The organism is Mesorhizobium sp. M1307 (assembly GCF_040318155.1).
GTDB lineage: Bacteria > Pseudomonadota > Alphaproteobacteria > Rhizobiales > Rhizobiaceae > Mesorhizobium.
Genome location: NZ_JAMYLR010000039.1, coordinates 1 through 12,612 on the forward strand (window position 1 = coordinate 1; position 12,612 = coordinate 12,612).

General features: G+C 62.9%; 15 protein-coding genes. 6 read left to right on the forward strand and 9 right to left on the reverse strand.

Translation table 11 applies throughout. The features are described from left to right. Nucleotides 1-160 precede the first annotated feature (160 nt). Both NKH16_RS27770 and NKH16_RS27775 read left to right on the forward strand, forming a co-directional pair. Nucleotides 161-781, forward strand: a complete 621-nt coding sequence (locus tag NKH16_RS27770; protein WP_352748263.1) for a pyridoxamine 5'-phosphate oxidase family protein — start codon at nt 161-163, stop codon at nt 779-781. Between the two features lie 40 nt (nt 782-821). After that, nucleotides 822-1,355 carry an NADPH-dependent FMN reductase gene (locus NKH16_RS27775; protein ID WP_352748314.1) on the forward strand — a complete coding sequence of 178 codons (534 nt, stop codon included), beginning with the start codon at nt 822-824 and terminating at the stop codon, nt 1,353-1,355. A gap of 106 nt (nt 1,356-1,461) precedes the next feature. Here the strand turns inward: NKH16_RS27775 and NKH16_RS27780 are convergent, their stop codons facing one another. Both NKH16_RS27780 and NKH16_RS27785 read right to left on the reverse strand, forming a co-directional pair. Then, on the reverse strand, nt 1,462-1,671 hold the full coding sequence (locus NKH16_RS27780) for a tautomerase family protein (protein ID WP_352748266.1): 210 nt from the start codon (nt 1,669-1,671) through the stop codon (nt 1,462-1,464). A gap of 32 nt (nt 1,672-1,703) precedes the next feature. Then, nucleotides 1,704-2,621 (reverse strand): SMP-30/gluconolactonase/LRE family protein, encoded by a 918-nt coding sequence (locus NKH16_RS27785; protein ID WP_352823742.1) that lies wholly within the window; start codon nt 2,619-2,621, stop codon nt 1,704-1,706. Between the two features lie 264 nt (nt 2,622-2,885). Between NKH16_RS27785 and NKH16_RS27790 the strand changes: the two genes are divergently transcribed. Continuing rightward, nucleotides 2,886-3,053: a hypothetical protein gene (locus tag NKH16_RS27790; protein ID WP_023721879.1), complete on the forward strand. Its 168-nt coding sequence runs from the start codon at nt 2,886-2,888 to the stop codon at nt 3,051-3,053. Between the two features lie 88 nt (nt 3,054-3,141). Here NKH16_RS27790 and NKH16_RS27795 read toward each other — a convergent pair whose 3' ends face one another. From NKH16_RS27795 to ccmA, 4 genes are all read right to left on the reverse strand, one after another. Further along, entirely contained in the window at nt 3,142-3,717 is a 576-nt protein-coding gene (locus NKH16_RS27795; RefSeq protein ID WP_352450188.1) for a DsbE family thiol:disulfide interchange protein, read from the reverse strand. Then, the gene (gene ccmD, locus NKH16_RS27800) at nt 3,714-3,881 is read right to left on the reverse strand and encodes a heme exporter protein CcmD (protein ID WP_352456348.1); all 168 of its coding nucleotides are present in this window, start codon (nt 3,879-3,881) and stop codon (nt 3,714-3,716) included. The genes NKH16_RS27795 and ccmD overlap by 4 nt, the downstream gene beginning before the upstream one ends. Nucleotides 3,882-4,007: 126 nt before the next feature. Beyond that, the gene (ccmB, locus tag NKH16_RS27805) at nt 4,008-4,673 is read right to left on the reverse strand and encodes a heme exporter protein CcmB (protein ID WP_023679814.1); all 666 of its coding nucleotides are present in this window, start codon (nt 4,671-4,673) and stop codon (nt 4,008-4,010) included. Nucleotides 4,674-4,710: 37 nt separating this feature from the next. After that, nucleotides 4,711-5,310, reverse strand: a complete 600-nt coding sequence (ccmA, locus tag NKH16_RS27810; protein ID WP_352450190.1) for a heme ABC exporter ATP-binding protein CcmA — start codon at nt 5,308-5,310, stop codon at nt 4,711-4,713. A 282-nt stretch (nt 5,311-5,592) separates the two neighbouring features. Here ccmA and acnA point away from each other — a divergent pair, with 282 nt between their 5' ends. Continuing rightward, a complete protein-coding gene (gene acnA / locus NKH16_RS27815) occupies nt 5,593-8,283 on the forward strand; it encodes an aconitate hydratase AcnA (protein WP_352450191.1) in 2,691 nt (896 codons plus the stop codon). Nucleotides 8,284-8,336: 53 nt separating this feature from the next. On the opposite strand, the gene NKH16_RS27820 is transcribed toward acnA, so the two are convergent. Next, a complete protein-coding gene (locus tag NKH16_RS27820; RefSeq protein ID WP_352450192.1) occupies nt 8,337-9,023 on the reverse strand; it encodes a ceramidase domain-containing protein in 687 nt (228 codons plus the stop codon). Between the two features lie 175 nt (nt 9,024-9,198). On the opposite strand from NKH16_RS27820, the gene NKH16_RS27825 reads away from it, so the two are divergent. Both NKH16_RS27825 and NKH16_RS27830 read left to right on the forward strand, forming a co-directional pair. After that, nucleotides 9,199-9,948 (forward strand): DUF1223 domain-containing protein, encoded by a 750-nt coding sequence (locus NKH16_RS27825; protein ID WP_352450193.1) that lies wholly within the window; start codon nt 9,199-9,201, stop codon nt 9,946-9,948. 613 nt (nt 9,949-10,561) lie between these two features. Next, nucleotides 10,562-10,948: a DUF2794 domain-containing protein gene (locus NKH16_RS27830; RefSeq protein ID WP_031212724.1), complete on the forward strand. Its 387-nt coding sequence runs from the start codon at nt 10,562-10,564 to the stop codon at nt 10,946-10,948. A gap of 4 nt (nt 10,949-10,952) precedes the next feature. Here the strand turns inward: NKH16_RS27830 and NKH16_RS27835 are convergent, their stop codons facing one another. Then, nucleotides 10,953-11,522, reverse strand: a complete 570-nt coding sequence (locus tag NKH16_RS27835; RefSeq protein WP_352708540.1) for a GNAT family N-acetyltransferase — start codon at nt 11,520-11,522, stop codon at nt 10,953-10,955. Nucleotides 11,523-11,632: 110 nt separating this feature from the next. Beyond that, nucleotides 11,633-12,412: a Bax inhibitor-1/YccA family protein gene (locus NKH16_RS27840; protein WP_352450195.1), complete on the reverse strand. Its 780-nt coding sequence runs from the start codon at nt 12,410-12,412 to the stop codon at nt 11,633-11,635. Nucleotides 12,413-12,612: the final 200 nt, after the last annotated feature.

Below are 12,612 nucleotides of genomic sequence, written 5' to 3' on the forward strand. Positions count from 1 at the left end.
GCTGAGGGAGGGCGGCTACCCTCTCTCAGCGTTCCTTTCTGACCCATTCGGCAGCGAAAGTCATAAGACAAGCAATTCCAGGAAAGTGTGTAGCGGCTTTCCTGGGAAAAGCGCGTAGCGCTTTCCCTAGGGAATTGCGCCAGAATAAGAGGAGAGGGGCATGGAATTCATCACCACACGCGACGAGTTGAGGACGATCTACAAGACGCCTCGGCCGACTGACGGCTCGATCCGCAAGGAACTGAAGGCATTGGACGGCCACTGCCGTTCCTTCATCGGCAAGAGCCCTTTCGTGCTGATCGGCTCGTCCGACGGCGCCGGCAATGCCGATGTGACGCCCAAGGGCGACAGGCCGGGCTTCGTAACAGTGCTCGACGAGAAGACCATCGCCATCCCCGACCGGCCCGGCAACAACCGGCTCGACACGCTGGAGAACATCCTTCTCAATCCCTCGGTCGGGCTGCTCTTCCTCATTCCCGGCATGAACGAGACGCTGCGTGTCAACGGCGATGCCCGCATCACCGTCGATGCGGTATTGCGCGAGCGGCTGGCGGTCGACGGCAAGGCACCGCAAAGCGTCGTCGTGGTGACGGTCAAGGCCGCCTATATGCATTACGCCAAGGCCTTCATGCGCTCCGAACTGTGGAAGCCGGAGAGCTGGTACGACCGCGCGACGCTGCCGACGCTCGGCCAGATCCTGCGCGACCAGCTGGCGCTCGCCGATTCGGCCGAGGCGACCGACCGCTGGCTGGACGAGGAATACAGGGAGACCATGTGGTAGCGTGATCGGCAACGAATCGCCCAAGCCGGTCTCCATTCCTTTGCTGAACATCCTCGCCATCTCCGGCAGCCTGCGCGCCGCCTCGACCAATTCGGCCCTGGTCGCGGCACTCGCGCAAAACGCGCCGCCGGACTGTCACGTCTCCGTCTACGATGGGCTTGGCCGGCTGCCGATTTTCAACCCCGACGACGAAGGCGAGCGGACGCCGCCGCAAGCAGCAGTGCTGATCGATGCGGTCACCGCCGCTGACGGCGTCATCGTCTCCTGCCCGGAATATGCCCACGGTGTGCCAGGCGGCCTGAAGAACGCGCTTGACTGGCTGGTGTCGCGCGATGCCGCCGTCGGCAAGCCGGCCACGCTGGTCCACGCCTCGCCGCGCTCGCTGTTTGCCCGCGCCGCACTGGCCGAGGTCATGCGGACAATGTCTTTCGCGCTCTATGAGGAAGCAGCGCTCGAAATCGCGCTGCTCGGCAAGAGGCCGCCGGAGGTGGAGGAAATCTTATCGCAGCCGGAAAACCGGCTGACGATGCGCCGCGCCGTTTCGGCCTTCGCGGGCTTCATCCGCTCGCGGTGAACGCCGGGCCGTGCTTTCGTCATCCAAGGGTCTCCGCGACGGAGCTTCGCTCCTGCTCCGCCCTGGGATGACGACGCTAGGAGCTGCGGCCAATCTGTGCCGGGAACTATCCCTTGCCCCTCCGCGTCTCGACGTCGGTCTGGCCGACGAACCAGTCGCGGGCATTGACCTCCTCGAAGACCACCCAGACATCATTGCTGGTCAGGCCGGTGGCGCCGGTGATGGCCGCCGTCACCTGGGCGGCAATCGCGGCCTTTTTGCCGGCCGGGTCATCGGCAATCACCTCCTTGACCAGACGGATATTCACGAATGGCATGGTTCCCTCCCTTGCATATGCTTGGCGGCCGCTCAGTAGGTTTTGGCGCCGTTGACCATGAGCCGGACCATGTAGAGCGAGGTCGTGCCGGCGATGTAGAGGCAGTTCAGCTTGTTGCCGCCGAACACGCAATTAGCAACGACTTCCGGTACTTTGACCTTGCCGATCAGCGTCCCGTCCGGATCGTAGCAGTGGATGCCGTCGGCGGCACTGGCCCAGATGCGGCCGTCCGCATCCAGCCTGAAACCGTCGAACAGGCCGGCGGTGCAGTCGGCAAAGACCTTTTCGCCTGAGACCGTCTTGCCGCCCTGGTCGACATTGAACACCCGGATGTGCGCCGGGTTTTGCGCACCATGCGTGCGGCCAGTGTCGGCGACATAGAGCTTGCTCTCGTCAACCGAGAAGGCGAGCCCGTTGGGCCTGACCATGTCGGTGATCACGGCCTCGGTCTCGCCGGTGCCGGGATCGACCCGGTAGACATGGCAGGCGCCGATCTCGCTTTCGGCCTTGTCGCCCTCGTAATCGGTATCGATGCCGTAGCTCGGGTCGGTGAACCAGATCGAGCCGTCGGACTTGACCACGGCGTCATTGGGCGAGTTCAGCCGCTTGCCGCGCCATTTGTCGGCGATGGTGACTACCGACCCGTCATGCTCGGTGCGGCTGACGCGGCGGCCGGAATGCTCGCAAGTAACCAGCCGGCCTTGCCGGTCGACGGTGTTGCCGTTGGAATTGCCGGACGGCTGACGGAACACGCTGACGCTGCCGTCGGTCTCGTCGTAACGCAGCATGCGATTGTTCGGGATGTCGGACCAGACCACATAGCGCCCGGCCGCGAACCAGGCCGGTCCTTCCGCCCATCGGCAGCCGGTAAACAGCCTGTCGACCTGTGCATTGCCGTTGAACAGCCGCGAAAAGCGCGGATCGAGAACTTCGTAGAATTCGCTGGCCATGGTTCCTCCCGGTAGCGGTCGCTTGGCAAGGCGCGATCAAGCCAGCCCACGATCGATATGGCAAGATCGATGATGCGTCAGAAGCATTATGGAAGCGAATGCTGGCCCGGACGGCAGGTCACATCCCGTTAACCGGCTATGCGCCCAGCGCAATGGTGCATTGCAACATCTTATTTTTGCAACGCACCATAACTATGTCATGCTCCGTATCGATCAAGGGAGGAACAACTGGTCGCGAAACGCGGCGCAAAAAGGAAACTCGCTATGATCATCGACAGCCTCATGAGCCGCGCTCGCGCCAGCATCGCCAAGCGCCGGCATTACAACCGCCTCGTCGCCGAAATCGACAGCTTCAGCAGCCGTGACCTCGCCGACATGCGCGCCGACCGCAGCGAAATGCTCTACCAGGTCCACAAGCAGATCTACGGCTGAGTCTTCGGTCGACCTATCACGTTCGTCATCCTTGGGCGTAGCGACGCAAAGCGGAGAAAAGACCCTAGCATGACGAAACGGCGGGCCATCAGCCCGGCATGGCCAGCGCCTTCTCGATTTCGGGTAACAGCAGCGTCCGCGCCGAGTCCGGCGTCAGCGGCCCTACATGCTTATAGGCGATCTTGCCATCCTTGCCGATGACGAAGGTCTCCGGCACGCCGTAGACACCCCAGTCGATCGCCGTGCGTCCGGCCTGGTCGACGCCGATCGCCTGGAATGGGTTGCCGAGATCGCCAAGGAACCGACGGGCGTTTTCCGGCTGGTCCTTGTAGTTCAGCGCGGCCATGACGAAACGTCTGTCCTGCGACAGCGCCAGCAGCACCGGATGCTCTTCGCGGCACGGCGCGCACCAGGACGCGAAGACATTGACCAGCGTCACCTTGCCGGCGAACTGTTTTGAATCAAGGCCCGGCAAATTGGTGCCTTCGAGCGCCGGCAAGTTGGTCTGCGGCGCCGGCAGGCCGATCAGCGCCGACGGCACTTCCGACACGTCGCGCCCGGACAAAAGCTGCGCCAGGAACAATCCCGCCAGCCCGAGAAAGACCAGCAGCGGCAGCAGCACGATCAGGCGGCGGCGCGCCGGTGTTTGGGTTTCCGTGCTCATGATTTTACTGCCTTATCGGAGCGCCGGCGCACGCCGGATGCCTCCAGCTCGGCAAGCTCTCGCTTGCGGCCGCGCTGGTCGAGCAGAATCCAGCCGATCAGCCCGCCCAGCACCACGGCCGTGATCGCATAGGCGGCGGTGACATAAAGCGCATGTACGCTCATGCTTTTCGCTCCGCGGCGCTTTCCAACCGGTCCGTCTCACGCCGTTCCAACATGTCTTCTCTTAACGCTGCGCCATCGGCTCCGCAATTGTTCGCCGCGCCGCAGGCATGAGCTGAAGCCAACGCATCAATCCGTTCCGTGCCGTAGCGCCAGCGCCGCCGCCACAGGGCCGAGCACGGCAAGAAACAAGGTCAGCGCGGCAAGAATGAGGAAGGGCTGCAGGAATGGATCGGGGTCCGCCACCGCGCCATAGCTTGCCGATACGCCGAAGATCAGCACGGGAATGGTCAGCGGCAGCACGAGCACCGAGATCAGCAGCCCGCCACGCGGCAACGCCACTGCCACCGCTGCACCGGCAGCACCGATGAAGGTGATCGCCGGCGTGCCTACCAGAAGCGTCAACGCCGTGGCGCCGATGCCGGCCGGCTCCATGTTCATGAACAGGCCGAGCAAGGGAGCGGCGATGACCAGCGGCAGCACGCTTCCCGCCCAATGCGCCAGGCATTTCGTCAGAACGGTCAAGGCCAGCATGTGCCGGTCGTTGCCAAGCACCAGAAGATCGAGCGAGCCGTCCTCGCGGTCGGCCTGGAACAGCCGGTCGAGGCCGAGCAGGCAGGCCAGCAAGGCGGCGATCCACAGGATCGCCGGGCCGATGCGGGCCAGCAGCTTCAGCTCGGGACCGACGCCGAAGGGGATGGTCGCGATAACGGCGAGAAAGAAAATCACGCCGGTAAGCGCCCCGCCGCCGGCGCGGATACTCAGGCGGATGTCGCGCAGGAAGAGGGCTAGCATGATGTGAGATGCTTTCGCCTGTGAAGGAATGCCAACATCAGCCGGTCATCCTCAATTCCTTTCCCTCGATCCCCAGCGGCAAATGCGTCGCCGCAACCACGATCCCCCCACTCTCGAGGTGCTTCCCCATCAATTCGCCGAATCTCTCCTCCGAAGCATTGTCCAGTCCTGCCGTCGGCTCATCGAGCAGCCACAATGGCCGGTGGCTTACCAGCAGTTTTGCAATCGCCGCGCGGCGGCGTTGCCCGGTCGAGAGATAGCCGAACGGCAGATGGCCGATGCCGCCCAGCCCGACGGTTTCCAGCGCCTCTTCAACACCCGCGGAACCGGCGCCCGAAAAATCGCGCCAGAAGCACAGGTTTTCCGTAACGCTCAGCGCCGTCTTCATCGCGTTGAGGTGGCCGAGATAGTGACACGCCGAGGCGGCCGACGGAAAGTCTTCGCCACCACCTTCGAACCGCACACGGCCTGCCGCCACCGGCAACAGCCCGGCGACGATCCTGAGCAGCGTCGATTTGCCGGCGCCGTTCGGCCCGGTGACGACCAGCGCCTGGCCATCCCCCAGCGCGAATTCGATGCCGGAAAATACCGTCTCGCCGCCGCGTTCGCCGCCAAGATTTTCGGCGATCAGCCGCATCCGTTCCCCTTCGCCGAAAGTTCAGGCGCGGCTTCGGTGCGCCGCAGCAAAAATGGCAATTCCGTGTCTAGAACTATTCCAGAAAATTCTCTATATCCGCATCATCCGTGCCAGCGGTCGGCACGGGAACCGAATTTGCGCCGAACCAGCGCGCGTGCCGCCTTGAACGGCCCGGACGCTTGGGAACGGATAGCGGAAATGGCCGTACCCGCACCTTTGCGCGTGATTTGCATGCCCACTGGCGTCCGTTCCCTTCCGGCAACCGACAGTTAGGGATCGCACGTGTCCAAATCACTCGACAGCTTCAATTGCCGCCGCACGCTGACCGCCAGCGGCACCGAGTACATCTACTATGACCTTGTCGAGGCCGAAAAGAACGGCCTCACCGGTATTGCCCAATTGCCCTATTCGATGAAGGTGCTGCTGGAGAATCTGCTGCGCAACGAGGACGGCCGTTCCGTTACCAAGGAGAGCATCCAGGCGGTCGCCGGCTGGCTGACTGACCGGGGCACCGCCGGCGTCGAGATCGCCTATCGCCCGGCTCGCGTGCTGATGCAGGATTTCACCGGCGTTCCAGCCGTGGTCGACCTTGCCGCCATGCGCGACGCCATGGCCTCGCTCGGCGGCGACCCGCAAAAGATCAATCCGCTGGTGCCGGTCGATCTGGTCATCGACCACTCGGTCATCGTCGACGAATTCGGCACGCCACTGGCTTTCGCCCGCAATGTCGAGCTTGAATATGAGCGCAACGAGGAACGCTACAAATTCCTGAAATGGGGCCAGCAGGCGTTCCGCAATTTCCGCGTCGTGCCGCCCGGCACTGGCATCTGCCATCAGGTCAATCTCGAATATCTCGGTCAGGTCGTGTGGACCAACAGCGAAGACGGCGAGACCACCGCCTATCCCGACACCTGCGTCGGCACCGATTCACATACCACGATGATCAACGGCCTCGGCGTTCTCGGCTGGGGCGTCGGCGGCATCGAGGCGGAGGCCGCGATGCTTGGCCAGCCGGTCTCCATGCTGCTGCCTGAAGTCATCGGCTTCCGGCTCACCGGCAGGCTGAGGGAAGGCGTCACCGCCACCGACCTGGTGCTCACCGTCACCCAGATGCTGCGCAAGAAGGGCGTCGTCGGCAAGTTCGTCGAATTCTTCGGGCCGGGCCTGTCCAACATGACGCTGGCCGACCGCGCCACCATCGGCAACATGGCGCCGGAATATGGCGCCACCTGCGGCTTCTTCCCGGTCGACAGCGAAACCATCCGCTATCTCACAATGTCCGGTCGCGACGAAAGCCGCATCGCCCTGGTCGAGGCTTATTCTAAGGCGCAAGGCTTGTGGCGCGATGCCGGCTCGGCCGATCCGGTCTTCACCGACCTGCTGGAGCTCGATCTCGGCAGTGTCGTCCCGTCGATGGCCGGCCCGAAGCGGCCGGAAGGCCGGGTCGCACTTGAAGACATTCCGGCCGGCTTCGCCAAGGCCATGGAGTCCGAATACAAGAAGGCCGCCGAAATCGACAAGCGCTATGCCGTCGAGGGCACGAACTACGATCTTGGCCATGGCGATGTGGTCATCGCCGCCATCACCTCCTGCACCAACACCTCGAACCCGAGCGTGCTGATCGGCGCCGGGCTGTTGGCGCGCAATGCCAACCGGCTCGGCCTCAAGCAGAAGCCGTGGGTCAAGACCTCATTGGCGCCGGGCAGCCAGGTCGTCGCCGAATATCTCGAGAAATCCGGCCTGCAGAAGGAGCTCGACCAGATCGGCTTCAACCTGGTCGGCTTCGGCTGCACCACCTGCATCGGCAATTCCGGCCCGTTGCCGGCGCCGATCTCCAAGACCATCAACGATAAGGGCTTGATTGCTGCGGCAGTTTTGTCCGGCAACCGCAATTTCGAAGGCCGCGTCTCGCCCGACGTGCAGGCGAACTATCTCGCCTCGCCGCCGCTGGTCGTCGCCCACGCGCTGGCCGGGACGGTGACCAAAGATCTGACCACCGAGCCGCTCGGCGACGATCGCAACGGCAGTCCGATCTATCTCAAAGACATCTGGCCAAGTTCGGTCGAGATCCAAGAATTCATCGAGAAGAACGTCACGCGCGAATTGTTCGCCCGCAAATATGCCGACGTCTTCAAGGGCGACGAGTACTGGCAGAACGTCAAGGCGCCGGAAGGCCAGACCTATGCCTGGGACGACAATTCGACCTATGTGCAGAACCCGCCCTATTTCGCCGGCATGAAGTCAGGCTTCGGCAAGATCGGCGATATCAAGGGCGCGCGTGTGCTCGGTCTGTTCGGCGACAAGATCACCACCGACCACATTTCGCCGGCCGGTTCGATCAAGGCGGCCTCGCCGGCCGGCAAGTATCTCACCGACCACGGCGTCGGCGTCGCCGATTTCAACCAGTACGGCACGCGCCGCGGCAATCATGAGGTGATGATGCGCGGCACCTTCGCCAATATCCGCATCCGCAACCATATGCTGGGCGAGAACGGCCGCGAGGGCGGCTACACCATCCATTACCCCTCGAAAGAAGAGGAATCGATCTACGACGCCGCGATGCGCTACAAGAAGGAAGGCGTGCCGCTGGTCATCTTCGCCGGCGTCGAATATGGCAACGGCTCGTCGCGTGACTGGGCGGCCAAGGGCACCAATTTGCTGGGCGTCCGCGCGGTCATCGCCCAGTCCTTCGAGCGCATCCACCGCTCCAATTTGGTCGGCATGGGCGTGATCCCCTTCGTCTTCGAGGAAGGCACCTCATGGGCCTCGCTCAACCTCAAGGGCGACGAACTGGTCGAGATCGACGGACTGAGCAACATCAAGCCGCGGCAGAAGATGATCGCCAGGATCACCTACGGCGACGGCAGCGTCAAAGAGGTTCCGATCATCTGCCGCATCGATACGCTGGACGAGCTCGACTACTTCAAGAATGGGGGCATCCTGCAATACGTGCTGCGCGATCTGGCCGCTTAAGGGAGTAGGGCAATAAGGGAGTAGGGCAGTAGGGTGAAGCAAAGAGAAGCGACTTATTCCCCTACTGCCCTACTGCCCTGTCTTGGCTTGCCAAACCGCGCTGTCGCCGCCAGCAGCACGCCGAGCATCAGCCCGTTGAATATGTGCCACAGGAAATGCGTGCCGAGCGGAAAGCCGCCGCAGACCAGCGGATCGATCATCCTGCAGATGACCGACACGACGAAGATCGCCGAACCCGCCAGATTGTACCAGCCGGCGCGATTGCCGCTGGCCGCCACCCAGGCGCCGAAGAAGGCGAGCGCCAGAAACGGAGGCAGATAGCCGGTCGTCCCGTTCGACGCCTGGCGCAGCCAGTCGGGCACGGCAAAGGTCACCAGCCCGGCAACGGCGTAAAAGGCGACGAAGATGGCGATCGCCCTGCCCCATTTCATGCCGAGAAAACGTCGCAGGTTGAACAGCGTGTAGGCCAGCGTGAATCCTGCAATGGGCAGCACGTCGGCCAGGATCATTGCCCTTGTGGCAAAGGTATGGAACAGCGACGAGCCGATGCCGATCGCCACCACCCACCAGGCCAGCACTTCGGCGAAGGTGCCGGTGCCGCGCTTGCGCACCTGCCAGACACCCCATAGCCCGGCGGCAAAAAAAGCCAGATTGCTCAGCGCATTGAGCGGTTCGGCCCAGAATTCCGGCCCCGTCCGTTCGCAATAGAGGTCGACCGGCGCCAGGAGAGATTGCCACATGCTGATTGCCGCCCGAATCGCTTCCATCGTGAAGTGCAAGTCCACCTATTGCGCCCTTGCCAGCGGTTGCAACGGCAAAATTTCACCGCAACGTGACTTCCCGTTGACTGCCGCTTCTGCCACATATTTCGACAACCAGAACAAAGCCGGCGTCACCGGCGGGATCGGAACGGCCATGCCATCTCGAAGACCATTGCGGCTTGCGGCCCTTGCGCTGGCCCTCTCGGCGTTTGCCGGCAGGGCCCTTGCCGAGCCAACCGACAAGCCATTAGGCGTCGTCGAGCTCTTCACCAGCCAGGGATGCAACTCCTGTCCGCCGGCCGACGAATTCTTCGCCGAGCTTGCCGCCAAGGAGGACATCGTCGCGCTCGCCTATCATGTCGATTATTGGGATTACCTCGGCTGGCAGGACACGCTGAGCCGCAAGGAAAATACCGAGCGGCAATACGAGTATATGCGCGCCTTCGGCAGTCGTTCCGTCTACACCCCGCAAGCCGTCATAAACGGCCGCAGCCATGTCAACGGCGCCAGCCGCGAGGAAGTCGACGGCGCGCTGGCCCGCATGGAGAGGGTCGGCGAAGGCATGCGCGTCGGCATCAAGGTCAGCCGGACCAGCGATCGCGTCATGATCGATGCCGGCGACGCCGTTAGCGGCCCCACCGACGCGCATGTCGTCATCGTCTATTTCAACCCGCCACAGACGATAAAGATCGGCAAGGGCGAAAACAGCGGCCGCAGCATGACCTACTGGAACGCCGTCTCCACCATCCAGACCGCCGGCATGTGGCACGGCAAGGCGCAGCGCTACGAACTGCCGATGAGCGAGATCGCCAAGAAGGGCGGCTGCGCCGTGCTGCTGCAGTCGGTCGGCAAGGACGGCATGCCCGGTCCGATCCTGGGTGCAGCCTTTATCCGCAAGCCTTAAGCGGGGACCTCTCCTTCTCCCCTTGTGGGAGAAGGTGGATCGGCGCGCAGCGCCGAGACGGTTGAGGGGTGCTGGAAGAATTGAGGCGGCGGCGATTTCAAGGAAATTGCCAAGCTGGAACACCCCTCATCCGTCGCCTTCGGCGACACCTTCTCCCACAAGGGGAGAAGGGAGAACCGCGCTCAACCTTCTGATGGCAGCCAATCCGGACGGATCGCACCGCCACGGCTCCGGCCAATAAAAAACCGGCGTCAGCTTGCTTCTGACGCCGGTCATTTAGGTTTTGGGATCGTCGCACCCGATCTTTCCAAGGAAAAACCGAGGTTGGTTCGATCCGACGCAGACCCGTGGGCGGGGGGCTTGGGGTTTACGAGCCGGTGCCGGACCGAACCGTCTCAGGCAACACCGGTAAATTCGTCGGACATTGGGGCATGAGCACGGATAAAAAAAGGCAGGATTGTGGCGAAGCATCACCAATTCCAACAGGCGTTTCGCAAACGTGACTGGACGCTGGAGAAACCGCGCGGTGCTGGCCTTGCCCGGCCGGGCCTTGCAATTCGGCAACGAAAGCGCCAACTTTGGTCGGCGTACGATTCATTGCGAGGATCCAGGCATGACTGATCGCAGCAGCGGGACGGAGGATGGGGACGCATCCGCAATATTGATCCCGCTGCATGAGGCAAGACGCGAACGCCTCGACCAGCCGGTGCGGTTCGACCGGCGCGAACTGGACCAGATCCTCAGGCTCTACGGCCGTATGGTTGCCGCCAACGAGTGGCGCGACTATGCCATCGACCATCTCGCCGACCGCGCCGTTTTTTCCGTCTTCCGCCGCACCAGCGAAGTGCCGCTTTTCCAGATCGTCAAGGATCCGAAGCTGGCGCGCCGGCAAGGCGCGTTCGCCGTCATCGCCGCCGGCGGGCGCATCCTCAAGCGCGGCCAGGAACTCGGCCGGGTGCTTGGCGTGTTCGACCGAACACTGAAGCTGGTCGAGGCGTAACCCTTTATTTTTGCTGGCGGAACTTCCGCTCGGGCAGCGATTGCGGATCAGGCGGGATGGACGCCCCGCCATTGATCGGCAGTTGCATGAACACCGTGTCCAGCCAGCGTCCGTGCTTGTAGCCTGAGCCTTCCAGGCGGCCGGAATGACGAAAGCCGAGCTTCTCGTGCAGCCGTACCGAGGCGCTGTCGGGCCGGCCGTCGCCGATCACCGCGATGATCTGGCGAAAACCCGCCGCCTTGGCCGCCTCGATCAGCCCTTGCATCAAGAGCAGCCCGACGCCTTGCCCTTTGGCCTCGGGCGCGACATAGACGGAATCCTCAACGACGAAGCGGTACGCCGGGCGCGGCCGGAACGCTCCGGCATAGGCATAGCCGAGCACGGCGCCGGCCTTTTCTGCAACGAGATAGGGAAAGCCGCCCGCCATCAGGTTGTCGAAGCGCACGCCCATCTCGGTGCGGCTTGGTGGCTCGAGTTCATAGCTCGCCGTGCCATTCGTTACCGCGTCGGCATAGATTTCCGTGATCCGGTCGAGATCGGCCGACGTCGCGGCCCGCAAGGTGATGCTGCTCATAATTTAGGCACGTCGTTCATCTGCCCTATATCACAGCAAAAGCCGGCACAAAAGAAAAGGGCGGCCATTGGGCCGCCCTTTCCAAACTCGCTGGTCCAGGAAAACCGTATTTAGCGACGGTCGCCCATGAACTGCAGCAGAAACATAAACAGGTTGATGAAGTCGAGATAGAGCCTCAATGCGCCCATAATCGCCTTGCGGCCGGCGACATCAGTCTCGTCGCCCTCGAAGTACATCTCCTTGATGTTCTGCGTGTCATAGGCGGTGAGGCCCGCGAAGATCAGCACGCCGATCGCCGAAACGGCGAAGGAAAGCGCCGACGACTGCAGGAAGACGTTGATCACCATCGCGATGATCAGGCCGACCAGGCCCATGACCAGGAACGAACCGAACGCCGAGAGATCGCGCTTGGTCGTGTAGCCGTAGAGCGACAGCCCGCCAAAGGCGGCGGCGGTGGCGAAGAAGGTCTGCGAGATGCTGGCGGTGGTGTAGACCAGGAAGATCGACGACAGCGACAGGCCGACGAGGCCGGCGTAGACCCAGAATGTCGTCTGCGCGGCCGAAACGCTCATCGACTGGACGCGGAACGACAGGAACATCACCGCTGCCAGCGGGGCGAAGATCACCAGCCATTTCAGCGGCGAGCCGAAGATCGCGTAGCCGAACGAGGTCAGCATCTCGCCGCTTGGCAACGTCGCGACGGCCGAGGCGGGATCGCTGGTGGTGGCCAGCATGATTGTGCCGACCGCGGCAAGGCCGGTGATGAGGAGGCCAAGCCCCATCAGATTGTAGACCTTAATCATATAGGCCCGCAGGCCCTGGTCGATGGCAGCATCGACGCCGGCGCCGGGCACGGCGCGCGTCTGATAATTGCGAACGGGATCAGCCATGGAAATCCTCATATTGCTTCTGCCCCGTCCGGTGTCAGGTCCTTTTGAACCCAGGCGCCGCTGGCGGGGCTCCAGCATGCCTGCGCCGAAATATGATGGTTCTTGGCGTAAAGGACAAGACCGTAACCAAACGTAATGCTCCGTGAAGTGCCGGAGATACGGTTTTATTGGCCTTCCCGCCCGGAACATTACCGAGATTT

What these genes read in the sequence shown, in the direction of transcription:
- NKH16_RS27825 (WP_352450193.1), top strand. Translation starts at nt 9,199, where the DNA reads ATGCCATCTCGAAGACCATTGCGGCTTGCGGCCCTTGCGCTGGCCCTC.
- ccmB (WP_023679814.1), bottom strand. Translation starts at nt 4,673, where the DNA reads ATGCTAGCCCTCTTCCTGCGCGACATCCGCCTGAGTATCCGCGCCGGC.
- NKH16_RS27835 (WP_352708540.1), bottom strand. Translation starts at nt 11,522, where the DNA reads ATGAGCAGCATCACCTTGCGGGCCGCGACGTCGGCCGATCTCGACCGG.
- NKH16_RS27830 (WP_031212724.1), top strand. Translation starts at nt 10,562, where the DNA reads ATGACTGATCGCAGCAGCGGGACGGAGGATGGGGACGCATCCGCAATA.
- ccmD (WP_352456348.1), bottom strand. Translation starts at nt 3,881, where the DNA reads ATGAGCGTACATGCGCTTTATGTCACCGCCGCCTATGCGATCACGGCC.
- NKH16_RS27790 (WP_023721879.1), top strand. Translation starts at nt 2,886, where the DNA reads ATGATCATCGACAGCCTCATGAGCCGCGCTCGCGCCAGCATCGCCAAG.
- NKH16_RS27770 (WP_352748263.1), top strand. Translation starts at nt 161, where the DNA reads ATGGAATTCATCACCACACGCGACGAGTTGAGGACGATCTACAAGACG.
- NKH16_RS27840 (WP_352450195.1), bottom strand. Translation starts at nt 12,412, where the DNA reads ATGGCTGATCCCGTTCGCAATTATCAGACGCGCGCCGTGCCCGGCGCC.
- NKH16_RS27820 (WP_352450192.1), bottom strand. Translation starts at nt 9,023, where the DNA reads ATGTGGCAATCTCTCCTGGCGCCGGTCGACCTCTATTGCGAACGGACG.
- NKH16_RS27795 (WP_352450188.1), bottom strand. Translation starts at nt 3,717, where the DNA reads ATGAGCACGGAAACCCAAACACCGGCGCGCCGCCGCCTGATCGTGCTG.
- NKH16_RS27785 (WP_352823742.1), bottom strand. Translation starts at nt 2,621, where the DNA reads ATGGCCAGCGAATTCTACGAAGTTCTCGATCCGCGCTTTTCGCGGCTG.
- ccmA (WP_352450190.1), bottom strand. Translation starts at nt 5,310, where the DNA reads ATGCGGCTGATCGCCGAAAATCTTGGCGGCGAACGCGGCGGCGAGACG.
- NKH16_RS27780 (WP_352748266.1), bottom strand. Translation starts at nt 1,671, where the DNA reads ATGCCATTCGTGAATATCCGTCTGGTCAAGGAGGTGATTGCCGATGAC.